Genomic DNA, 22,451 nt, shown 5'->3' with positions numbered 1-22,451 from the left:
CCGATCCCGACCGAAAGCTCTGCCTGTGACAGCCACGGACCGTTCCACCGAGCTCGTCAAAGCCGCCGCCCAGGCCGCCGCCGACAAGCTCGCGCACGACATCGTCGCGTATGACGTCAGCGACGTCCTCGCCCTCACCGACGCCTTCCTGCTCGCCTCGGCACCCAACGACCGGCAGGTCAGGTCGATCGTCGACGCCATCGAGGAGCACCTGCTCAAGGAGCACGGGGCCAAACCGGCGCGCCGGGAGGGCGAACGCGAGGGCCGCTGGGTGCTGCTGGACTACGTGGACATCGTGGTGCACGTGCAGCACAGCGAGGAGCGGGTGTACTACGCGCTGGAACGGCTCTGGAAGGACTGCCCCCAGATCGAGCTGCCCGAGGACGCGAAGGCATCACTGGGGCGGGGGGCCGCGCACGCGGAGGAGGCGCAGTGAGCCGCGGGCGGAGAGTCGTCCTGTGGCGGCACGGGCAGACCGCGTGGAACCTGGAGCGCCGCTTCCAGGGGTCGACGGACATCGAGCTGACCGAGGCCGGGCTGGCCCAGGCCCGGCGCTCGGCACGGCTGCTGGCCGGGCTGAAGCCGGACGCGGTCATCGCGTCCGACCTCAAGCGCACGCGGGCCACGGCGGCCGAGCTGGCCGCCGTGACCGGGCTCGAGGTCAGCCACGACGAGACCCTCCGCGAGACGTACGCCGGGGCCTGGCAGGGGCTCACGCACGAGGAGATCGTCGAGCGCTACGGCGACCAGTACGCCGCGTGGAAGCGCGGCGAACCGGTGCGGCGCGGCGGCGGCGAGCTGGAGACCGAGGTCGCGGACCGGGCGGCGCCGGTGATCGAGCGGAGCGTGGAGAAGCTGCCGGACGACGGCACGCTCGTCGTGGTGAGCCACGGCGGCACGATCCGTACGAGCATCGGACGGCTGCTGGGACTGCACCCGAGCACCTGGGAGGCGCTCGGTGGCCTCTCCAACTGCTGCTGGTCCGTGCTCGGCGAGAGCGTGCGCGGCTGGCGGCTGCTGGAGCACAACGCCGGGACGCTCCCGGAGCCGGTGCTCGGCGACGACGACTGAGCGCGGCAGCGGTTGTACGGTCGGGTGCCGAGCGCGGCAGCGGCCGTACGGGCCGTGGCTGAGCGCGGCACGGGCCGTGGGCCTGGGGCGATTTCTCAATCGGGCCCCGCACCCGTTAAGCTTCTGCCCGTTCGCAACACGCGGGGCTATAGCTCAGTTGGTAGAGCACTTGCATGGCATGCAAGGGGTCAGGAGTTCAAATCTCCTTAGCTCCACTCCCGTTCGTCGCCGGTCCCGTCCCTTTCCAGGGGCGGGATTTCGGCTATCAGGGCGCGGCTCTCGTCGTCGCTCGGCGTGTGGACCACCATCCGCGCCTCCGGCATCCCGTTCACCGCGAGGGACACCGACGACATCCGTATCTCGCCGTCCACCGCCGCGTGCCGGAACGTCTTCACCCGCGGGCCCGGCGGCACCACGTCCCCGCTCGTCCACATCCCCACGAACTCCGGACTGGCCTCCGAGAGCCGCCGGATGAACGACTCCCACGCGGGCTCGCCCACGTGCCGCCCGTACGCCCCGCGCAGCATCGCCACCATCACCCGCAGCTCGGAGTCGCGGAACACCAGCGGGCAGTTCTCCCGGTCGCCGGTGAACAGCGTCCACAGCACGTTCCGCACGCCGGCCCGTGCCTGAGGGACCCGGAACACCGCGCGGTACTGCGCGTTGGTGCCGAGGATGTCGTACCGCGAGTTGTAGATCACGGCCGGGAGCGTCTCCACCGCGTCGAGCACGCCCTGCAGTTCGGCCCCCACGCAGTCCGTGGACGGCAGCTGCTCCGGGAAGAACGGCACCTCCGCGAGGTGGTAGAGATGCTCGCGCTCGGCCGCGTCCAGCCGCAGCGTGCGCGCCACCGCGTCCAGCACCTGCGCGCTGGCGTTGATGCGGCGGCCCTGCTCCAGCCACGTGTACCAGGTCACGCCCACCCCGGAGAGCTGCGCCACCTCCTCGCGGCGCAGCCCCGGCGTACGGCGCCGCAGCCCCGGCGGCATCCCCACGTCCGCCGGGGTCACCCGCGCGCGGCGGCTGCGCAGGAAGGCGGCGAGCTCGGGTCTGCGGCGCGCCGCCGTGTTCCGCTGTGCCGTCGTCACCGTCACGCCCCCATCGTCGTGCCCGTGCCCCGTCCCTGCCAGGTGCTGCCACTACCAGCATCAGCGGGCTCTGGTTACCCGTACTGAACAGCCCGAGGGTGGCGTCATGACCCAGACCGCCCCGCCGTCCGCGCCGTCCATCCCCGACGCTGCCAGTAAACGCCACGCCACTGACAACCGGTCCCGCTGGCTGCTGGTGACCGTCCTGACCGGGCAGTTCATGGCGCTGCTCGACGTGTTCATCGTCAACGTGGCGGCGCCCACGATCCGTACCGATCTGCACGCCTCCGGCGCCGGCCTGCAACTCGTCCTCGCCGGCTACACCATCAGCTACGCCGTGCTGCTGATCACCGGGGCCCGGCTGGGCGCCAGGTTCGGGCACGGGCGGGTCTTCCTCCAGGGCCTCGTCCTCTTCACCGCCGCCTCGCTGGCCTGCGGACTCGCCTCCGGCACCGGCCAGTTGATCGCGTTCCGGTTCGTTCAGGGCGCGGGAGCGGCCGTGATGGTGCCGCAGATCCTCAGCCTCATCCAGCGCACGTTCACCGGCCCCGCGCGGGCCCGCGCGCTCGGCGCCTTCGCCGCCGTGATCGCGACCGGCGCCGCCGCCGGCCAGATCGTCGGCGGCGTCCTCGTCAGCGCCGACCTGTTCGGCGCGGGCTGGCGCCCCGCCTTCCTGCTCAACGTGCCGATCGGTGTGCTGCTGCTGGCACTCGGGCTGCGTGTGCTGCCGCGCGAGGAGCGGGAGGCCAGGAACGCCGAGCGGGCCCGCGGCCTCGACCTGGCGGGGCTCCTTCTGCTTGCCGCCGCCGTCTGCCTGTTCACCGTCCCGCTCGTGCTCGGGCAGGAGCGGGACTGGCCGGCCTGGTGCCGGCTCTCGCTCGCGCTGAGCGCCGTGGTGCTGGCCGTGTTCGCCGCGTACGAGACCCGCCTCGCGCGCCGCGGCGGCTCACCGCTCATCGCGCCGAGGGTGCTGCGTGCGCCCGGCATCTCGCTGGCCGTGGTCCGCATCGCCGTCGTCATGGCCGCCAACGCCGGCCTGCTGTTCGCCCTCTCCCTGCACCTCCAGGGCGGGCTCGGTTACAGCGCGCTGCGCACCGGGCTCACGTTCGGGCCCACCGCCGTCGCCTTCGGCGCCGTCGGCCTGCTCTGGCAGCGGCTCCCCGAACGTGTCCTGCGCACCGCCGTACCGGGCGGCTTCGTGCTGGCGGCCGTCTCGTACGCCGCACTGGGCTGGGTGCTGCGGGACGGCGGGGACGGCGGCGTGTGGCTGTTCGCCGCCTTCGCCGGGATCGGCCTGGGCCTCGGCTTCGGCTACAGCCCGACGCTGACCCGCGCCCTGGGCTCCGTACGCCCGCAGGAGGCCGCCGACGCCAGCGGGCTGCTGACCACGGTGACGCAGCTGGGCATGCTGATCGGAATCGCCACCCTCGGCACCCTCTTCCTCAACCGGCTGGAGGCGACCGGAACCTCCGCCGACGCCCTCTGGGCGACCGGTCTCGCGCTCGCCGGGACGTCGGCTCTCGGCGCTCTCGCGGGATTCCTGCGCAGGGCTCGCTGACCGGGGCTCCTGCCAGGGGGAAGAACATGGCAGAATCGTGACGACTGGAAGGGGGGCGGGGCGAACCGGAAGGGACGGAAGCGATGCCTGCCACGGTCCTCCAGTGCCCTGCTTGCGGATCATCGAATGTCGCTCAGATGCTCGGCGACAATGGAGGAGTTTCCTACGTGTGCACGGCCTGTGGCCACACCTGGAGCTGACTGATGGGGGCTCACAGCCGGAAGTGCGACTGGTGCGGCAGTGGGACTCCGATCGTCCGCGATATGGAGCCCGTGAACGCCGAGTTCCAGTACTGGTGCGAGGAATGCGCGCGGGCGCTGATCATAAAGGGCGACCCGATCGAGACGTACCGCGAGCTCGACGGTGAGCCGATCTACGGCCGCCTGCTCGACGAGCACTGCACGCTGAAGCGCTTCTACTCCTTCGCCACGGCCTGACGCGGCGCGGGCGCCGCGCTCTGCCGCGCCGCACCTCCGCCCGCGCTCCCGCTTCCGCCCCGCGGCAGCTCGTACGGCACCGGCCTGCGGAGCGCCCGTACGGCACGCGTCGCCGCGAGCACCAGGAAAGCCGCGCCCGCCAGCGGATAGAGGCCGGAGAGCAGCATCTCGCCGAAGCCCTGGTGGAGTTCGGGCCGCACCCCGCCGACCGCCTTGTGCGGCACCAGCCACAGCGCGTACGTACAGAAGATCAGCGCCGCCAGACACGTACCCGTCCACCAGCGGACGCTCGTACGGTGCAGCGCCTCCGTCCCGAGCAGCAGCACCAGCGGCACGCACCACACCCAGTGGTGCGACCAGGTCACCGGGCTCACCAGGAGCGCCGTGGCGGCGCAGGCGAGCGCGGCCCACGCGGGCGCGTGCGCCAGGCGCCGCGGGCCCGCGAGGAACGCCGCCACGGCGACGGCCAGCCCGGCCGCCGCCACCGCCACGGCCAGCACGGACGCGAGCGTGCCCGGATCCGGGGTGTGCAGCAGCCGGGCGAGGACGCCGCGCAGGGACTGGTTGGCCGTGCCCTCGATGTCGCCGGCCCGGTCGGAGGTGAAGAGCACCTCGGACCAGAAGCGGTGCGAGTCGCGCGGCAGGACGACGGCGCTGAGCAGCGCCGTGGCGAGGAACGCGCCGGTGGCCATGGTCGCCTGCCGGAGCCGCGGGTTCCACACGTCGGTGACCACCCCGGTGTGGCGCAGCCGCCGCCAGCCCTCCACGATCCCGCACAGCGCCAGGAACACCGCGAACAGCGCGGGTGTGAGCTTGATGCCCGCCGCGATCCCTGTCCCCACGCCCGCCCACCGGTGGTCCGGGCGGCGTGAGAGGTCCCAGACGACGAGCGCGGCCAGCAGCAGGTTCACCTGCCCGTAGCGCAGCGTCGTCCACACCGGCTCGCACCAGACGGCGAGCGCGGCGAGCACCAGGACGGCGGCCGGGCGCGGGATGCGCAGGGGGCGGCCGGTGAGCCGGAGGGCGAGATGGACGAGGGCGATCAGCAGGCCCAGGTTGAGCAGGGTCGCGGTGGTCCGCATGTCGTCGATGTCGAGCAGGGTGAGCGGCATGAACAGCAGCGCGGCGAACGGCGGGTACGTCGCGGGCAGGTCGGCGTGTGTCGCGCGCAGCAGGTACAGGTCCTGTCCGCTGCGGGCGGCCCAGCCCTCCGCGCGGTAGACCATGAGGTCGATCATGGAGACGTCCGTCGCGCGCTGTGCGGACCAGAAGGCGGCGAAGGACACGAGACACAGGAGGGCGGCGGCGAAAGTGGGCCGGCGCACGACGTACGACCAGGCTGTGGCGCTGGTCCGGCCGGCGGCGGTCTGCTGAACGATGCTCACGGCGTGCGTCTCTCCAGGATCGCGGTGCGTCGGCGCCCCGACAGTATCGGCCGGCCGTGAACGCCAGGTGGAAGGGGTGTCGGGGGTGCGGAAACACTTTGGCGGACCACTGCCGCGGGCGTGTACAGTAGGCACCGCCGTAGCGGGGACGTCACAGCGCGGACGCCGGGAAACCGGCGGCACCACTGGCCGCGTTTTCCGCACGGACCATTCTTGGGGCTATAGCTCAGTTGGTAGAGCACTTGCATGGCATGCAAGGGGTCAGGAGTTCGAATCTCCTTAGCTCCACGCGATTGCCAGACGACGTGTGCCCGCGCTCAAAGCGGACACACGTCGTCTGCGTTACGGGCCGCTCCCGCTCACGTTCCGGACGCCCCGGACGGCGCGTGGCCCTTGCGGTACCCTGTGCGCATGCGTGCCGTACGCCTTCTGCTTAGCGGGCCGCGCTGAGGACTACCGACCCCTCTGAACGGGGCCGGAATCGGCGCGGCGTCCCCTCCTGTGCGAGGGGATTTTTCATTTCCCGGGCAAGCAGAGACGACCGATGGAGCTTTGAGGACGATGAGCGAGACCACGACCGCCGCCGAGACCGCGGCCCCCCATCGCTACACGGCGGCACTGGCCGCCGACATCGAGGCGCGCTGGCAGGACTTCTGGGAGAAGCACGGCACGTACGAGGCGCCCAACCCCGGTGACGGCGCCCTGGGCGGCGATCCGGAGACGGCGGCCAAGCCCAAGAAGTTCATCATGGACATGTTCCCGTACCCCTCGGGCGCCGGCCTGCACGTCGGCCACCCGCTGGGCTACATCGCCACCGACGTCTACGGCCGCTTCCAGCGGATGACCGGCCACAACGTCCTGCACACCCTGGGCTTCGACGCGTTCGGGCTGCCCGCCGAGCAGTACGCCGTACAGACCGGCACGCACCCGCGGGTGTCCACCGAGGCGAACATCGTGCAGATGCGGGCGCAGCTGCGTCGGCTGGGCCTGGGCCACGACCAGCGCCGTACGTTCGCGACGATCGACACGTCGTACTACAAGTGGACGCAGTGGATCTTCCTGCAGATCTTCAACTCCTGGTACGACGAGGAGGCGGACCGCGCGCGGCCGATCGACGAGCTGGTCGCCGAGTTCGAGTCCGGGCGGCGCCGGACGCCCGAGGGCCGCGCCGAGTGGAGCGCGCTGGACCGTACGGAGCGCGCCGACCTGCTGGGGGACTACCGGCTGGCGTACGCCTCCGACGCCCCCGTGAACTGGTGCCCCGGGCTGGGCACCGTCCTGGCCAACGAGGAGGTCACCGCCGAGGGCCGCTCCGAGCGCGGCAACTTCCCCGTCTTCAAGGCCAAGCTGCGGCAGTGGAACATGCGCATCACCGCGTACGCCGAGCGGCTGCTGAACGACCTGGACTCGCTGGACTGGCCCGAGGCGATCAAGCTGCAGCAGCGCAACTGGATCGGCCGCAGCGAGGGCGCGCGCGTCGACTTCCCGGTCGACACCGCGCACGGCGAGGAACACGCCGCGATCACCGTCTTCACCACCCGGCAGGACACCCTGTTCGGTGCGACCTACATGGTGCTGGCCCCCGAGCACGACCTGGTGTCCGGCGAGGGCCACGCCGCCTCGATCGTGCCGGACGCCTGGCCGGAGGGCACCCACGAGGTGTGGACCGGCGGCCACGCCACGCCGGCCGAGGCGGTCGCCGCGTACCGCGCGCAGGCCGCCGCCAAGTCCGACGTCGAGCGGCAGGCCGAGGCCAAGGACAAGACCGGCGTGTTCACGGGTGCGTACGCCACGAACCCGGTCAGCGGCGAGCGCGTGCCGGTCTTCATCGCCGACTACGTGCTGATGGGTTACGGCACCGGCGCCATCATGGCCGTCCCCGCGCACGACCACCGCGACTTCGAGTTCGCGCGCGCCTTCGAGCTGCCGATGCGCTGCGTCGTCGAGCCCTCCGACGACCGCGGCACCGACCCCGCCACCTGGGACGAGGCGTTCGTCTCGTACGACGCGCGGATTGTGAACTCGGCCGGCCAGCGGGTCGTCCTGGACGGCCTGGGCGTCGTCGAGGCCAAGGCGAAGATCACGGAGTGGCTGGAGGCGCAGGGCATCGGCGCCGGCACCGTCAACTACCGGCTGCGCGACTGGCTGTTCAGCCGCCAGCGGTACTGGGGCGAGCCGTTCCCGATCGTGTACGACGAGGAGGGCGTCGCCCACGCGGTGCCCGAGTCGATGCTGCCGCTGGAGCTGCCCGAGGTCGACGACTACTCCCCGCGCACCTTCGACCCGGACGACGCACACACCTCGCCCGAGACGCCGCTGTCCCGCAACGAGGACTGGGTGAACGTCACCCTGGATCTGGGCCTGGGCGACGGCCCGCGCAAGTACCGGCGGGAGACCAACACCATGCCCAACTGGGCCGGCTCCTGCTGGTACGAGCTGCGCTATCTGGACCCGTACAACGACCAGCGCCTGGTCGACCCCGCCGTCGAACGGTACTGGATGGGCCCGCGCGACGGCCTGCCGAACGGCGGCGTCGACCTGTACGTGGGCGGCTCCGAGCACGCGGTGCTGCACCTGCTGTACGCGCGCTTCTGGTCGAAGGTGCTGTTCGACCTGGGGCACGTGTCCTCGGCCGAGCCGTTCCACAAGCTGTTCAACCAGGGCATGATCCAGGCGTACGTCTACCGCGACAGCCGCGGCATCGCCGTACCGGCCGCCGAGGTGGAGGAGCGTGACGGCGCGTACTTCCACCAGGGCGAGAAGGTCTCCCGGACGCTGGGCAAGATGGGCAAGTCCCTGAAGAACGCCGTCACTCCGGACGAGATCTGCGCGGAGTACGGCGCGGACACGCTGCGCCTGTACGAGCTGGCGACGGGCCCCCTGGACGTCTCCCGGCCCTGGGACACCCGCGCGGTCGTCGGCCAGTACCGGCTGCTGCAGCGGCTGTGGCGGAACGTCGTCGACGAGTCGACCGGCGAGATCGCCGTCACGGAGGACGAGCCGGACGAGGCGACGCTGCGCGCCCTGCACAAGGCGATCGACGGCGTACGGCAGGACCTGAGCGGGCTGCGCTTCAACACCGCCATCGCGAAGATCACCGAACTGAACAACCACCTCACCAAGCAGCCCGAGGTCTCCCGCCGGGTGGCCGAGGGCCTGGTGCTGCTGATCGCGCCGCTGGCCCCGCACGTCGCCGAGGAGCTGTGGCGCAGGCTGGGGCACGAGTCGACCGTCGTGTACGAGGGCTTCCCCGTGGCCGATCCGGCGTACGTCGTGGACGAGACCGTGACCTGCGTCGTTCAGGTCAAGGGCAAGGTCAAGGCGCGGCTGGAGGTGGCGCCGTCCATCACGGACGCCGAGCTGGAGGAGGCGGCGCTGGCGGAGCCGGCGATCGTCGCGGCCCTGGGCGGCTCGCCGGCCCGGAAGGTGATCGTGCGGGCGCCGAAGCTGGTGAACGTCGTTCCGGGGTGACTCCGGGGCGAGTCTGGGGTGGACGTCGTCCGGGGGTGACTCCGGGGCGACGACGGAGGTGCGGTTGCGGGCGGCCGTCGCTTCCCCTACGGGGAGGTTTACGGGGGCCGTCCGGGACGCGCGGAACGCCATGCCGCTCCCGTCCGTTTAGGCTGGAGACGGCACGGGAGACGGCGGCACGGACGAAGGAGCCCGGGTGGAATTCGTCATCGGCGTACTGGCCTTGCTCTTCGTGGTCTTCGTGACCCTGGGCGTCATCGCCGCGGTGCGTGCCGTACGCGCCGTGAAGCGGGGCGTGGAGCGCACCGGTGCGCAGGTCAGGCGGACAGTGGAGGAGACGGCGCTCAAGGCGAAGACCGCGCAGCCGGGACCGGTCGGCGAGGTGGCGCGCGTACGCCTGGAGCTGCGCTCCTCCATCGACAGCACGCGCCTCGCGCTGGAGACCGGGGCGGGCGACGACGCCTCGCTGCGGGAGGCCATCGGGCTGCTGGACCGGCTGCACGACCACGCCCGGCAGGTCGACGGCGAGCTGCGGCTGCTCATGGAGCGGGAGCCGGACCGCGCGCGGATCGCGGAGCGGCTGCCGGACGTGCGCAAGCGGGTCGACACCATCAAGGAGTCCGCTGACTCCCTCCGCTTCGCCGCGCAGGACCGCGCCGGGCAGTACGACGCGGAGGGGCTGTCGGCGCTCCGCGAGCAGATCGAGATCGAGTCGGGCGCGCTGCGCGGGTGGCGGGAGCCGCCGGCGGGCGGGGCGCCCGCGCTGGACGCGGAGCGCACGCCGGACGGCGAGGCCGCGCGCAGACTGCGCGGGCCGGACGCGGCCGAGGCGCTGGAACGGGGCACGGGCGAGGCGCTGGAACGGGGCACGGGCGAGGCGCTGGAACGGGGCACGGGCGAGGCCGGTGCGTCCGGTACGTCCGGTGCGTCCGAGGCGGGGGCGGCTCCGGAGACGGACACCGGCACGGACGCGGGCGCGGACGTGGACACGGAGGCGGGTGCGGGCGCGGCGGGGAAGCAGCCGCGGAAGCTGCCGGACCTCCGCAAGGGGCGCCCGCAGAGCGCTCCTTGAGGGCGCGGAGGGGCCGCCGCGGGCGTTGTACGGACGTCGGGCGCGGGCGTCGTACGGACCCGTCGGGCGCGTCGTACGGACGTCGTACGGAGGCGTCCGGGAGCTCGTACGGGACCGGCCCGGACCTCGTACGGAAGGTAAGCGGAAGCTAAACGTCCGGGCCTGTGCTGCCACTCGCCGACAACGGGAGATAATCTCCGCTTCATGTCCCGCCACGTCGCGATCGTCACTGACTCCACGGCCTATCTGCCACCGGCGGCGCTGGTCGAGCACGGCATCAGCTCCGTTCCGTTGACCGTGGTGCTCGGCGACGAGGCGCTGGAGGAGGGCACCGAGATCTCCGCCCGCTCGCTGGCCGAGGCCCTGCGCAAACGGCGGGCGGTGACGACGTCACGGCCGAGCCCGGCGATGTTCGCGGAGGCGTACCGGGCGGCCGCGGACGGGGGCGCGGACGGCGTGGTCTCGCTGCACCTTTCGGCGGAGTTCTCCGGCACGTACGACGCGGCGCTGATGGCCGCGCGGGAGGCGCCGGTCCCGGTGCGGGTCGTCGACACCGGGATGGTCGCGATGGCGCTGGGCTTCTGCGCGCTGGCGGCGGCGGGCGCCGCGCGGGCCGGCGGCACGGTGGACGACGCCGTGGCCGCGGCCGAGAAGCGGGCCGAGGGCACCTCCGCGTATTTCTATGTCGACACCCTCGACTATCTGCGCCGAGGCGGCCGGATCGGCGCCGCCCAGGCGCTGTTGGGGTCCGCGCTGGCGGTCAAGCCGCTGCTGGAGCTGTCCGAGGGGCGCATCGCCATGCTGGAGAAGGTGCGTACGGCGTCCAGGGCGCTGGCCCGGCTGGAGGAGATCGTCGTCGAGAAGTCCGGCGACGCGCGGGTGGACGTCGCCGTACACCATCTCGCGGCGCCTGAGCGCGCGGAGCAGCTGGCGGAGCGGCTGCGCGGCCGGCTGCGGGGGCTCGCCGACCTCCACGTGAGCGAGGTGGGCGCGGTGATCGGGGCGCACACGGGGCCGGGACTGCTCGGTGCGGTGGTCTCGCTTCGCTGAGGCGGGTGACGGAGTTATCCACAACTCGCTGGTTATCCCCAGGAATTGAGCAAGATCATCTGACTGTGCGGGGACTCCGTAGCGTCCTCGGCATGACCTCTCGATCACACCGTGACACTCGTGGGCCGGGCCACCGCGGCCCGGCCCGGGGCCCCGTTCGGGGCACTGCCCGGGGCGCGCGCCGCCTCCGCCGCCACGTGCCCGCGCCCGTACCGCCCGCGTCCTCGCCGCTGCCCGAGCGCGCCTCGTCCCTGTTCGCGCCACCGCCCCGGTCCGGTGGCGGTGCGTCCGGTGCGGGGGACGGGGCTGAGGGGGAGGGGTGGGCGGCGCCTCCGGCGCCTGATCCGTCCCTTGGGCGGGGCTCTGACCCGTTCCCGCCGCTCCCGGTCCCGTTTCCGTTACCGGAAGCCGACGTGGACGTGGAAGTGGACGCGGATGCGAATGCGGATGCGGATGCGGATGCGGATGCCGAGGCTGGCGGTCCTCCGGGTGATGGACCCTGCGGGCCACCGCCCGTAACTGACGCCGCGCCACCGGCCGTTGGCGTACGCCCTCCGCTGGACCCGGCCGGCGGGGCACACCGCGTGCTGCCGCGCCAGGTGCGGCAGCACGGCCCGCCGCAGCCCGCCCGTACGGCCACGGGCGATGTACTGCCTCGTACGGTCGCCATCTCGGCGGCGCGTGACGCGGCGCGTGACGCGGTGCGGCGGAGCCGTGCGGAGCACGCGGGCGAGCACGGTGAACGGGCGGGCGGAGGCGGCGGAGCATCGGCCGCCTTCCCGCGCACGGACCGCGGCCCCGGCGGCGCTTCCTCGTCGGCACATCACCGTCCTGTCCAGCACCGTTGGCGGCCCCTGGACGCGGACGAGGGGAGTCGGCCGGCCACCACGGGTGGGGAGGCGGACGAGGAGCAGCCGCCCGCACCGTCACGGGCCGCCAGGCTGCGGCTGGCCGTGGGCGAGCGGCTGCCGACGTGGGTGCAGCTCCGCTGCGGAGTGGAGCCGAGGACGATCGTGGCCCTGGGACTTGTGCTGCTGATCGCGGTCGGCTTCGCCGTGCACCACTTCTGGTCGGGCCGTCCGCAGACCGTGCGGGCGCCCGAGGCGGCCACCGGCACTTCCGGGCCGCCGTCCCTCTCGGGGCGCCCCGACAACGCACCGGCGGGCACGGGCCCCGAGCCGAGTCCGGGGAAACGGGTGACGGTCGACGTCTCCGGGAAGGTGCGTGAGCCCGGGGTGCACCGCCTCCCGCCAGGCTCGCGTGTCGCAGACGCCCTTGAGGCGGCCGGCGGCGCGGAGCCCGGCACGGAGACCGGCGCGCTCAACAAGGCGCGCCTGCTTGTCGACGGCGAGCAGATCGTCGTGGGCGGCAGCGGCGCCTCCGCCGCCGGTCCGGCGCCCACCGACGCGCGCGGCAGTCCCGCCCCGGGCGGCCCGGCGGGGCCGGGCGCCGACGCCGGAGCCCGTATCAGCCTCAACTCCGCGACGGCCGAACAGCTGGAGGCGCTGCCCGGCGTCGGCCCGGTCCTGGCCCAGCACATCATCGACTACCGCACGGAGAACGGCGGTTACACCTCGGTCGACGAACTCCGCGAGGTCAACGGCATCGGCGACGCCCGCTTCGCGGACATCGAGCCGCGGGTCAGTCCATGACCGGCGGCACGGGCGCGGGCACGCGTACGGTCACCACGTCCACGTCCACGTCCACATCCACATCCACGCCCGGCATCCCGAGCGGCCGGGGCGGGCGGCGCAGCACCGTGCACACGCTCTCGGGGCACCGGCTCGGCGCCGCCGATCCCCGCCAGGAGGGGCCCACGGATCTCCGGCTGGTCCCGCCTGCCCTCGCCGCGTGGGCGGCGGCGGCCCTCGGCGTCGGGACGACCGGCCGTACGGCCGCGCTGGCGGCGGTGGCATGCGGTGTCGCCGGGGCGCTGCTCGCGGTCCTGTCCCGCCGCCGAGCGGCCACCGCGCCGGGCACGGTGGGCCGGCCGCCGTTCCGGCGCGGCGTGTTCGGCGCAGCCGCGATGACGCTGCTGTGCGCGGCGGCGGCCGCCACGTCCGCCGCGCTCCACGCGGCGGACGTGCACCGCGGGCCGGTCCCCGAGCTGGCCGCCGAATACGCGCACGCCACGGCCGAGTTGACCGTCACCGGCGACCCGCACACCACGCACCCGCAGGTCCGGGGCGCGCGGAGAGAGGAAGGCGTCATCGTCGTGCCGGCGGAGATCCGCCGCGTCACGGCGGACGGCGTGGGCACGGTGGCCGTACGGGCCCCGGTGCTGCTCCTGGTCCACCCACAGGAGCGGGACGGCCCAGCCGGCCCGGCAGCAGGCGCCGACAGCGGCGGCGACGGCGACGGCGACGGCGGCAGCGACGGCGCGGACCGCAACGGCGACGCCGGCTCCCGCCCACCCGCTGCCGGCAGCGCGGAAGGGGCCTGGCGGGGGCTGCTGCCCTCGGCACGCGTGCGGGTCGAGGCGCGGCTCGCTCCCGCGCAGGGCGCCGGGCGGGGCGGACGGGACATCGCCGCCGTGCTGCGCGCACAGGGCACCCGGCCGCCCGAGGTCATCGGCCGCCCGAGCGCGCTCCAGCGCACGGCGGGCGACCTGCGGGCCGGGCTCCGGGAGGCCAGCGACGGCCTCGCGCCGGATCCGCGGGCGCTGCTGCCGGGCCTGGTCGTCGGTGACACCGCACGCATCCCGCACGATCTCGACCAGGCGTTCCGCACCACCGACATGCTTCATCTGCTTGCCGTGAGCGGCGGGAACCTCACCGTGCTGCTGGTGCTGCTCATCGGCCCGCCCGGCACCGCCTCCCGCGCGGAACGGCGGGGGCTGGCCCCGCGTCTGGGCATCCCCCTGCGTACGACCGCCGTCCTCGGTGCGCTCCTCACCCTCGCGTTCGTCGTCGTGAGCCGCCCCGACCCCAGCGTGCTCCGGGCCGCCACCTGCGGGCTCATCACCATCCTCGCGATCGGCACCGGCCGCCGCCGCTCGCTGCTCCCCGCTCTGGCCGCCGCTGTGCTGGTGCTGGTCCTCTGGGACCCGTGGCTCGCCCGCGACTTCGGCTTCCTGCTCTCCGTGCTGGCCACGGGATCGCTGCTGACCGTCGCCCCGCGCTGGGGCGCCGCGCTGCGGCGGCGCGGCGTGCCCGGGCGTCTCGCCGAGGCACTCGCCGCCGCCGCGGCGGCGCAGGCGGCCTGCGCGCCCGTGGTCGCCGTGCTGTCCGCGCACGTCAGCCTGGTCGCGGTCCCGTGCAACCTGCTGGCCGAGTTCGCCGTCGCCCCCGCCACCGTGCTGGGCTTCGCCGCCCTCGCCGCCGCCCCGTTCGGACTGCCCGTGGCCAAGGCCCTGGCCTGGCTGGCCGGTTGGCCTGCCGGAGCCATCGCGCTGACCGCGCGGACGGGCGCGCTGCTGCCCGGGGCCGTCGTGGACTGGCCGGGCAGTTGGACGGGTGCCGCGCTCCTCGCGGTGCTCGTGCTGGCCCTGGCGGTGCTCGCGAGGCGGCTCCCGCGCCACCCGCTGGTGGCCGCCGCCTGCGCCCTGCTCCTGCTGCTCGCCCTGGTCCGCCCGCCCTCGGTGACCCGCCCGCTCACTGGCTGGCCGCCGCCCGACTGGCGGCTGGTGGCCTGCGACGTCGGCCAGGGGGACGCGCTGGCCCTTTCGGCCGGCGACGGCAGCGCGGTGCTGATCGACACGGGACCGGACCCCGATGCCGTAGACCGCTGTTTGCGCGCCCTCGGCATCAGGTCCATCCCGCTCCTGCTGCTCACCCACTTCCACGCGGACCACGTGTCCGGGCTCTCGGGTGCGCTGCGCGGCCGTGCCGTCGGCTCGATCCAGACGACGGGCCTGCAAGAGCCGCGGGACCAGGCAGAGTTCGTGCATCGCACCGCACGGCAGGCGGGCATCCCCGAGATCCGCGCGGCACCGGGGGAGCGGCGTGCCGTGGGCGGCCTGTCCTGGGAGGTGCTGTGGCCGGACCGGGAGGCCCCACCCCGTACGCCCGGGGAGTCCGGATCGGGCGGCTCCGGCGGGGAGTCCGGGGCGAACGACTCCAGCGTCACACTCCTGGTCCGCGCCGGGGACTTGACGGTGTTCCTGCCCGGGGACCTCGAGCCGCCCGCACAGCGCCGCCTGCTCGCGGCGCACCCGGACCTGCCGCGGGTCGACGTCCTGAAAGTCGCGCACCACGGTTCGGCGTACCAGCACCCGGCACTGCTGGAGCGGCTCCGCCCGCGCACCGCGCTCATCTCCAGCGGAGAGGACAACCCTTATGGCCACCCGTCACCGCGTACCCTCGACGCCCTCCGCAGGCAGGGCGCCCTCGTGCTGCGTACGGACCTGTCCGGTGCCCTCGCCGTCACGGACTCGGGAGCGGGCGTGGTGCGCCGTCCTCCGGCGGCCGGCCCGTGACCGTGCCCCCGCGCACCGGGCCCGCGCCCGTGCCCGTGCCCAGCGTGCCCCCGCGCACCGGGCCCGCGCCCGTGCCCGTGCCCAGCGTGCCCCCGCGCACCGTGCCCCGCCCTCTGACCGCGCACCGGGACGGGGCGCCGGGTTCAGCACAGTTGCGCGCTCTGCAGCCCCGCGCAGGAGAGGTGCCCGTGTGTCCGGAGGATGTTCTGCGCCGCGCCGTCGGCCAGGTACCCGAGGAACTCCGAGGCGAGCGAGTCGGCCGGCGGACTCCCGTATGTGTACGCGTACTCGGCCGCCCGGAACGGGTACGTGCCCGCCCGCACCGTCTCCGAGTCCGCCGCGTACCCGTCCAGCCGCAGCAGCGTCACGCCCTCCGCTTTGCTCGCCGCCTGCCGCTCCCCGTAGCCGATGGCGCCCGCCGTCTCCCCGACCGCCGCCAGCACCTGCGCCGTGCTGCTCCGCTCGCAGCGCAGCTGCTTCGCGGCGGGATCGTCCTGGCGTACGCAGTCCTGCGACGACACCCCCGACTCGAAGCCCTTCAGCACGCTCTCCTGGAAGATGCTGCGGGTGCCCGAGCCGCTGCTGCGGCTGACCAGCCGGACCGGCAGGTCGCGGCCGCCCAGTTCGCGCCAGTTGCGGATCTCGCCGCGGTAGAGCTTCCGCAGGTCCCCGAGGGAGATGTCGCGTACGCCCACACCGTCGTTGACCACCATGGCGAACACGGCAACGCCGACGGGGTTCTCCTTCAGCTCCTCGTATCCCGAGGCCCGCCCGTCCGACATGGCCACCATCGGCGGCGCGCCGTCCTTCGCCTTGCGGCCCTCGGCGTCGAGGAGTTGGAGCCCTTCCCTGCTGCCCTCCGCCGCCACCTCGATGGTCGCGCCGGGGCAGTCGGACTCGTACGCCGCCCCGATCTCCTCCATCGCCGGCTGGAGCGCGGTGGAGCCCGTGAGGGTCAGTTCGCCGTCCGCGCAGCCGATCGGCGGCTGGTCCCGGCTCTGGTTCCACCACAGCAGCGACTGCTGGACGCCCACGAGCACGACGAGGAACACGACGACGCCGAGCAGCAGGTTGCTGGGCCGCGGCTGCTGCCGGTTCCGTTTGATGCTGCCCTCGTTGATGGTGCCGCGCAGCTTCACCTTCCGGCCGACGCCGGGCCCGGTGAGCATGACGAGGAGCTTGAAGTGGTGGCCTTTGTTGAGCGGGACCCTGGGGATGTAGATCTTGTTGCCCTCGTGTCTGAGGCCGCGTTCCGCGGTCAGACTCTCCACCAGTTCCTCGGGGTTGGGCTCGGTCACCGCGACGCCCGTGACCGTACGGTCGGTGAAGGTGACGGTGAGGCCGTCCGACTCGTAGCTGTTCTGCCCGATGGCCTTGAGGCCGTCGTTCTCGATCCGGAGCAGCACGAGGGAGCCTTCGGACATCTCCGGGGACTCCTCGAACAGCCCGAGCCGGACGTCCGCTTCGCCGTTCTGCACGTCCCCGCCGATGGCGGTGTCCATCTGCACGCGGTAGCCGATGCGTTTGAGCCCGGGGATCAGCCGCTCATACGCGAGTACGGCAAGGGTCACCAGCACGCCCGCGGTACCCAGTACGTTTTCGGCGTTCAGCCACTCCACCCGTGAACCGTACGAACGTTCTGCGCGGCGCGGGCGCCCGCACTCCAAGCTGTCAGCAGAGGTTCACCCAGAGTACATCTGGGGCTTGTGCTCGCTCAGACGTGCCACTCGCCGTCGGTCATCAGGTGCCGCCCCGGCATCTCGTGCCGCCCCTGGAACGCCTGCACGGCGGTGGGCGTGACCCTGAACCAGACGTACTCGCCGCGCCGCGCCTTCCGCGGGTCCCAGCCGCAGCGTGCCGCGAACGCGTCCGCCGTCTCCGTATCCGCCTCCTCCAGGCTGAACGTCTCCACCGTGCCGTCCACCATCACCACCGCCTCGGTGCTGGCCAAGGAGAGCCGTACCACGCCGTTCTCGCGCAGGTTGCGCCCCGTCGGGTTGTCGGCGCGGGTGGACAGCCAGACCACCGCGCCGTCCCAGTGCAGCGAGAGCGGCACGAGGCACGGCGTTCCGTCGAGGCCGGCCGAGGCCACCCAGACGTCGTGCTCGGTGTCCAGCCGTGCCAGCAGGTCGCGCTTGCGCTCGGCGCCGGTACGGGGCGCGGAAGTGGTGTTCGCCATGCGCCGGAACGTAGCAGTGGCGCAGCCCCCGTGCATCGGGCGCCGGTCGTACCTCTCAGGCCCCAGGCTCAAGGCCCAGACTCAGGACCCGGTCCCAAGGCCCCGGCCGTACGGGCCCCGCCGCCGCGCACGTCCGCGCGGACAGCAGAATGGGCGCGTGAACGACGTACGACACATCCTGGTGTTCCCCGACCGCGACGCGGCGGAGGAGGTGGCCGAGCAGCTGCGCGAGCGGTTCGGCGTACGGGAGGAACCCGAGCTGGTACGCGAGGCGCTGGCCGGCGAGGACGACGCCGAGGACGCGCAGTGGCTGGTGGTGGTCGAGGACGGGGAGGGCCGTTACGCGCCGGAACCGCTCGCGGAGCTGGCGGCGGAGTACGACGGCTGGCGCGAGTGAGGGGCGCGGCGTGCCCGCGCACGGACCGCGCCGCCCGGCGTCCGCCCGTGACCGGCCTGCGTACGGCGCCGGTGTCAGCGGGTCGTGGGATGCTGGACCGCGATGGCCGGAACCCGTAAGACACCCACGACAGACGACCCGCTCGCGCCCGTCACGATCGCGGTCGGGCAGGAGGACCTGCTCCTCGACCGCGCCGTGCAGGAGGTGGTCGCCGCGGCACGCGCCTCCGACGCCGACACCGACGTGCGCGAGCTGGCCGCCCCCGATCTCCAGCCGGGCACGCTGGACGAGCTGACCAGCCCTTCGCTGTTCGCCGAGCGCAAGGTGATCGTCGTGCGCGGCGCGCAGGACCTGGCGGCGGACAGCGTGAAGGACGTCAAGGCGTATCTCGGCGCCCCCGCCGAGGAGATCACCCTGGTGCTGCTGCACGCGGGCGGCGCGAAGGGCAAGGGCCTGCTGGACGCCGCCCGCAAGTCGGGCGCCCGCGAGGTCGCCTGCCCGAAGATGACCAAGCCGGCGGACCGACTGGCGTTCGTACGGGGCGAGTTCCGCGCGGCGGGCCGTTCCGCGACGCCTGACGCGTGCCAGGCGCTGTGCGACGCGGTCGGCAGCGACCTGCGCGAACTCGCCTCCGCCTGCCGCCAGCTCGTCGCCGACGTGGAGGGCGCGATCGACGACGCCGTCGTCGCGCGCTACTACACGGGCCGTGCCGAGGCGTCCAGCTTCACCATCGCCGACCGCGCCGTGGAGGGCCGGGCGGCCGAGGCGCTGGAGGCGCTGCGCTGGTCGCTGGCCACCGGCGTCGCCCCGGTGCTGATCACGAGCGCCCTCGCGCAGGGCGTGCGGGCGATAGGCAAGCTCGCGTCGGCGCCGCGCAACATGCGCCCGGGCGATCTGGCGCGCGAGCTGGGGATGCCGCCGTGGAAGGTGGACCGCGTACGGCAGCAGATGCGCGGCTGGTCGGCCGACGGCGTCTCGGTGGCGCTGCGCGCGGTCGCCCAGGCGGACGCGGGGGTCAAGGGCGGCGGGGACGACCCGGAGTACGCCCTGGAGCAGGCCGTGATCACGATCGCCCGCGCGGCCCGCTCCCGCTGACGGGTCCCTGCCGCGGCAGCTGGTGCCAGTTCAGGAGACGCTCACCGTCTCCCGGCTGTTCCGGTATCGGCGGGCGAGCGGGGGAGCCGCCATGGCGATCAGGGACATGAGGAGGAGGGTGACCGCGAGGGGGCGGCCCAGCATGTAGGCCGGGTCGTCCTGCGACAGGGTGAGCGTCTGGAGGAGCGAGCGCTCCATCAGCGGGGCGACGACGAAGGCGAGCATGAGTGCGGCGCGGGAGAGACCGAACTTGACCATGCCGTAGCCGAGGATGCCCATGGCGATCATCCAGCCGACATCCACGATGCTGTTGCGTGCGGCGAAGGTGCCCACTGCCGCGATGAGGAGTATGAGAGCGACGAGGACGTCACGGGGGATGCGCAGCATGGCGGTGAAGACTCCGACCAGCGGCAGATTGAGCACCAGCAGGGCGACGTTCGCAAGGAACATGCCCGCGACGAGACTCCAGAAGAGATCGGGTTCCTGGTCGATGAACAGGGGCCCAGGTGTCACCCCGTGAATGGTGAAGCCGGCCAGCAGGAGAGCGGTGGGTGCGGCGAAGGGGACCCCCAGTACCAGCAGAGGTACCAACGATCCTCCGGCGGCGCCGTTGTTGGCCGACTCCGGTCCGGCCACTCCTTCGATGGCGCCCTTGCCGAACTCGTCCTTGTGCCGGGACACACGGCGCTCCAGCATGTACGACGCGTAGGTCGACACCGCCGCTCCGGGCCCGGGGAGGAGCCCGAACAGGAAGCCCAGGACGCTGCCCCGCCCCATCGCAGGCGTCGCTCGACGCAGTTCCGCGCGCGTGGGGTAGAGCTCGCGCATGCGTACGGTGGGGAGCTTCGGCACCGTACCGCGGCGTTCGACCAGGAGCATCAGTTCGGCGATGCCGAAGAGGCCGACCGCGACCGGAGTGATCTCCACGCCGGAGATCAGGCTGTCGCTGCCCATCGTGTAGCGCACGCCGCCCGAGGTCTCGTCGACGCCGACAGTCGCGAGAGCCAGTCCGATCCCGGCGGCGATCATGGTGGCGGAGAACGACCCGCCGGAGAGCCGGGACAGGACGAACAGGGCGAAGACCGACAGGGCCAGAAACTCGGGGGCTGAGAACGACAGCGCCAGTTCGCTGACCGGTCCGGCCGCGAGCATCAGCAGAACGACGGCCAGCGTGCCGGCGACGAACGAGCCGATGGCGGACACGGCGAGTGCGGCACCGGCGCGGCCGCGTTTGGTCATCTCGTGCCCGTCGATGGCCGTGACCACCGAAGACGCCTCACCCGGCACGTTCATCAGGATCGAGGCTGTCGATCCGCCGTACTGGGAACCGAGGAAGATGCCGGTGATCATCAGAAGTCCGGCCGCGGGGTCGAGGCTGAAGCTCAGCGGCAGCAGCACCGCCATGGCTCCGACCGGGCCGATTCCCGGCAGCGCGCCGACCAGGCTCCCGACGACGACTCCGAGGAACATCGCGAGGAGAGGGCCTGGGCGCAGGATGGCCTCGAAGCCGGCCATCAGGGAGTTGAGTGCTTCCATCACTGCCCCGATCAGAGATTCGTGCCGTACAGGCCGGCGGGCAGCGGGACTCCCAGCAGGTTCCCGAAGACCAGTTCGGTGACGACGCCGGCGACGATTCCGACGGCGGCGCAGGCCCACCACTTGCGGCCCCCGAGCAGCCGGGTCGCCAGTACGGTGACCACGGTGGCGGTGATGAGATGCCCGACCCACCCCACCCCTACGACATAGCAGGTCAGCGCGCCGACCACGGTCAACAGGCGGACGCGGGGCGGAGAACCACCGAGCGTGTCGGAGCCGACGGGATCCGCGTCGCTTCCGCCCGCGTCGGATGCCGCGACGAGGCGCCCCCTGAGGGTCTGCACGACCAGGGCCGCACCGGAGACGGTGAGGATCACACCGATCAGGAGAGGAAAGAGCCCTGGCCCCGGCCGGGCGGCGTTACCCGTACCCAGCCGGAGGGCTTCGGCCCCGTAGGCGACCCCTCCGAGGGTCAGGAGGGCCGCGAGTACCGTGCGCACCGTACGGGACGGGCCCGGGGGTGACTCGGGAACCGGTTGCGCGGAGGGGCCGGGCTCCGGGCCGGGCTCGGGCTCGGGCTCGGGAGCACCGGAACGCGGGGCCGTCGGCGAACCGCCGACGGCCCCGGCGGCGCGGCTGTTGGCGGACCTGTTCATTTCTTCAGCCCCAGGTCGTCGATGTACTTCTTCGATGTCGCGACGTCGGCGGCCATCCGCTTCTCGAACGCCGCCCGGTCCAGAAAGGCGGGGACGCCGTGGGTCTTGGCCATGAAGTCCGTGAACGCCTTGGAGGCCGTTGCCTTCTTGACGGCTTCGTCGAGTCGGTCGAGGACCTTTTCAGGTACGCCCTTGGGCGCGATGAAGCCCTCGAACCCGCCGAAGGTGGTCTCGTAGCCGGCGTCGGCGAAGGTGCCGACTTCGAGTCCCTTGGGCTTCCGGTCGCCGAAGTAGCCGGTCATCCGCAGGTCGCCCTTCTGCACGTACTGCAGGATCGGCGAGGGCTGCGCGACCGCCGCGTCCAGGGTGCCGTTGACCACGGGCAGAATCTGCTGACCGGCATCGGTGACGACCTGTTCCACCCGGATACCCGCCGCCTTGGTGAACTCCTCGAGCTGGAACCGCTGAACGGAGGAGGCGCCGGGGACACCGACTTTGAGCTTGCTCTTCTTGGCCTTCGCCACGAAGTCCTCGACGGATGTGATGCCGGAGTCGCCGTTCACGAACAGGACGGACGGCACTTCGTTGGTCTGCGCGACCGGATCGATCGAGTCCGGCCCGGTGAAGTTGCTCTTGATCTGCTGCCAGGAGGTGGTCAGGGGCGGGCTTGCGGTAAAGGCGAGCTGGTGTCCGTCGGCCTTCTCGCCGAGGAGCTGGGAGAGGCCGACCATGCCGTTGCCGCCGTCCTGGTTCACCACGGTGATGTTGGTGTCCAGCTCCTTCTCCAGCTCCGCGGCGAGGGTCCGCGCCGTGCTGTCCGGCGCCGAGCCCGCGGGATAGACCACGGTGAGCGTGACGCCCTTGCTGGGGTAGTCGTCGGCGGAGGAGTCGCCGGAGGTGGAAGTGCTGTTCGGGGCACAGGCGGCCAGAAGTACGCTGGCCAGGACACCGGACAGGACTGCGGTGAGGCGTCTCCCGCCGGAACGGGGGCCTGTGCGGGCGATGTGGGTTTCAGCTGCGTGCCGGAGTTCCATCACAA

At 72.9% G+C, this 22,451-nt stretch carries 18 protein-coding genes and 2 tRNA genes; 13 read left to right on the top strand and 7 right to left on the bottom strand.

Features of this window, described 5'->3' with window-relative positions; genetic code table 11:
* Positions 1-25 precede the first annotated feature (25 nt).
* The 3 genes from rsfS (at position 26) to DVA86_RS14495 (ending at position 1,286) form a co-directional block, all read left to right on the top strand.
* Positions 26-436: a ribosome silencing factor gene (gene rsfS / locus DVA86_RS14505; protein WP_208878723.1), complete on the top strand. Its 411-nt coding sequence runs from the start codon at positions 26-28 to the stop codon at positions 434-436.
* The gene (locus tag DVA86_RS14500; protein WP_425470983.1) at positions 394-1,071 is read left to right on the top strand and encodes a histidine phosphatase family protein; all 678 of its coding nucleotides are present in this window, start codon (positions 394-396) and stop codon (positions 1,069-1,071) included. The genes rsfS and DVA86_RS14500 overlap by 43 nt, the downstream gene beginning before the upstream one ends.
* A gap of 142 nt (positions 1,072-1,213) precedes the next feature.
* A tRNA-Ala gene (locus DVA86_RS14495) sits at positions 1,214-1,286 on the top strand.
* Here DVA86_RS14495 and DVA86_RS14490 read toward each other — a convergent pair.
* Positions 1,278-2,159 carry a helix-turn-helix transcriptional regulator gene (locus DVA86_RS14490; RefSeq protein WP_425470982.1) on the bottom strand — a complete coding sequence of 294 codons (882 nt, stop codon included), beginning with the start codon at positions 2,157-2,159 and terminating at the stop codon, positions 1,278-1,280. The two genes, DVA86_RS14495 and DVA86_RS14490, sit on opposite strands and share 9 nt — an antisense overlap.
* Positions 2,160-2,265: 106 nt before the next feature.
* Here DVA86_RS14490 and DVA86_RS14485 point away from each other — a divergent pair, with 106 nt between their 5' ends.
* Both DVA86_RS14485 and DVA86_RS14480 read left to right on the top strand, forming a co-directional pair.
* Positions 2,266-3,717 carry an MFS transporter gene (locus DVA86_RS14485; protein ID WP_208878718.1) on the top strand — a complete coding sequence of 484 codons (1,452 nt, stop codon included), beginning with the start codon at positions 2,266-2,268 and terminating at the stop codon, positions 3,715-3,717.
* A 203-nt stretch (positions 3,718-3,920) separates the two neighbouring features.
* On the top strand, positions 3,921-4,154 hold the full coding sequence (locus DVA86_RS14480; RefSeq protein WP_208878716.1) for a hypothetical protein: 234 nt from the start codon (positions 3,921-3,923) through the stop codon (positions 4,152-4,154).
* Here DVA86_RS14480 and DVA86_RS14475 read toward each other — a convergent pair.
* Positions 4,133-5,533 (bottom strand): glycosyltransferase 87 family protein, encoded by a 1,401-nt coding sequence (locus tag DVA86_RS14475; protein WP_425470981.1) that lies wholly within the window; start codon positions 5,531-5,533, stop codon positions 4,133-4,135. The two genes, DVA86_RS14480 and DVA86_RS14475, sit on opposite strands and share 22 nt — an antisense overlap.
* Before the next feature lie 221 nt (positions 5,534-5,754).
* Here DVA86_RS14475 and DVA86_RS14470 point away from each other — a divergent pair.
* The 6 genes from DVA86_RS14470 (at position 5,755) to DVA86_RS14445 (ending at position 15,549) form a co-directional block, all read left to right on the top strand.
* A tRNA-Ala gene (locus DVA86_RS14470) sits at positions 5,755-5,827 on the top strand.
* Positions 5,828-6,100: 273 nt separating this feature from the next.
* The gene (locus DVA86_RS14465) at positions 6,101-9,010 is read left to right on the top strand and encodes a leucine--tRNA ligase (RefSeq protein WP_208878714.1); all 2,910 of its coding nucleotides are present in this window, start codon (positions 6,101-6,103) and stop codon (positions 9,008-9,010) included.
* A 196-nt stretch (positions 9,011-9,206) separates the two neighbouring features.
* A complete protein-coding gene (locus tag DVA86_RS14460; protein WP_208878713.1) occupies positions 9,207-10,082 on the top strand; it encodes a hypothetical protein in 876 nt (291 codons plus the stop codon).
* Between the two features lie 204 nt (positions 10,083-10,286).
* Entirely contained in the window at positions 10,287-11,132 is an 846-nt protein-coding gene (locus tag DVA86_RS14455; RefSeq protein ID WP_208878711.1) for a DegV family protein, read from the top strand.
* Positions 11,133-11,716: 584 nt separating this feature from the next.
* Complete coding sequence (locus tag DVA86_RS14450; protein WP_245996571.1) at positions 11,717-12,784, top strand: ComEA family DNA-binding protein; 1,068 nt, start codon at positions 11,717-11,719, stop codon at positions 12,782-12,784.
* Positions 12,781-15,549 (top strand): ComEC/Rec2 family competence protein, encoded by a 2,769-nt coding sequence (locus tag DVA86_RS14445; RefSeq protein ID WP_208878709.1) that lies wholly within the window; start codon positions 12,781-12,783, stop codon positions 15,547-15,549. Before DVA86_RS14450 ends, DVA86_RS14445 begins: the two co-directional genes overlap by 4 nt.
* A gap of 143 nt (positions 15,550-15,692) precedes the next feature.
* On the opposite strand, the gene DVA86_RS14440 is transcribed toward DVA86_RS14445, so the two are convergent.
* Together DVA86_RS14440 and DVA86_RS14435 are read right to left on the bottom strand one after the other, a co-directional pair.
* Positions 15,693-17,168 (bottom strand): substrate-binding domain-containing protein, encoded by a 1,476-nt coding sequence (locus DVA86_RS14440; RefSeq protein ID WP_208878707.1) that lies wholly within the window; start codon positions 17,166-17,168, stop codon positions 15,693-15,695.
* Between the two features lie 95 nt (positions 17,169-17,263).
* Positions 17,264-17,728, bottom strand: coding sequence for a pyridoxamine 5'-phosphate oxidase family protein (locus tag DVA86_RS14435; protein ID WP_208878705.1), 465 nt, complete (start codon positions 17,726-17,728; stop codon positions 17,264-17,266).
* Between the two features lie 157 nt (positions 17,729-17,885).
* Here DVA86_RS14435 and DVA86_RS14430 point away from each other — a divergent pair, with 157 nt between their 5' ends.
* Together DVA86_RS14430 and holA are read left to right on the top strand one after the other, a co-directional pair.
* A complete protein-coding gene (locus DVA86_RS14430) occupies positions 17,886-18,125 on the top strand; it encodes a hypothetical protein (RefSeq protein WP_208878703.1) in 240 nt (79 codons plus the stop codon).
* A gap of 102 nt (positions 18,126-18,227) precedes the next feature.
* Positions 18,228-19,220 carry a DNA polymerase III subunit delta gene (gene holA, locus DVA86_RS14425; RefSeq protein ID WP_208878702.1) on the top strand — a complete coding sequence of 331 codons (993 nt, stop codon included), beginning with the start codon at positions 18,228-18,230 and terminating at the stop codon, positions 19,218-19,220.
* A 30-nt stretch (positions 19,221-19,250) separates the two neighbouring features.
* Here the strand turns inward: holA and DVA86_RS14420 are convergent, their stop codons facing one another.
* Genes DVA86_RS14420 through DVA86_RS14410 form a run of 3 tightly spaced genes read right to left on the bottom strand, consistent with a single transcriptional unit; the run spans position 19,251 to position 22,446 of the window.
* Entirely contained in the window at positions 19,251-20,756 is a 1,506-nt protein-coding gene (locus DVA86_RS14420) for a tripartite tricarboxylate transporter permease (protein ID WP_208878700.1), read from the bottom strand.
* An 11-nt stretch (positions 20,757-20,767) separates the two neighbouring features.
* The gene (locus DVA86_RS14415; RefSeq protein WP_208878699.1) at positions 20,768-21,412 is read right to left on the bottom strand and encodes a tripartite tricarboxylate transporter TctB family protein; all 645 of its coding nucleotides are present in this window, start codon (positions 21,410-21,412) and stop codon (positions 20,768-20,770) included.
* A complete protein-coding gene (locus DVA86_RS14410) occupies positions 21,409-22,446 on the bottom strand; it encodes a tripartite tricarboxylate transporter substrate binding protein (RefSeq protein ID WP_208878698.1) in 1,038 nt (345 codons plus the stop codon). The genes DVA86_RS14415 and DVA86_RS14410 overlap by 4 nt, the downstream gene beginning before the upstream one ends.
* Between the last annotated feature and the right edge of the window lie 5 nt (positions 22,447-22,451).

The organism is Streptomyces armeniacus, assembly GCF_003355155.1.
Taxonomy (GTDB): Bacteria; Actinomycetota; Actinomycetes; order Streptomycetales; family Streptomycetaceae; genus Streptomyces; species Streptomyces armeniacus.
This window is presented reverse-complemented; position numbering and strand designations above follow the sequence as displayed.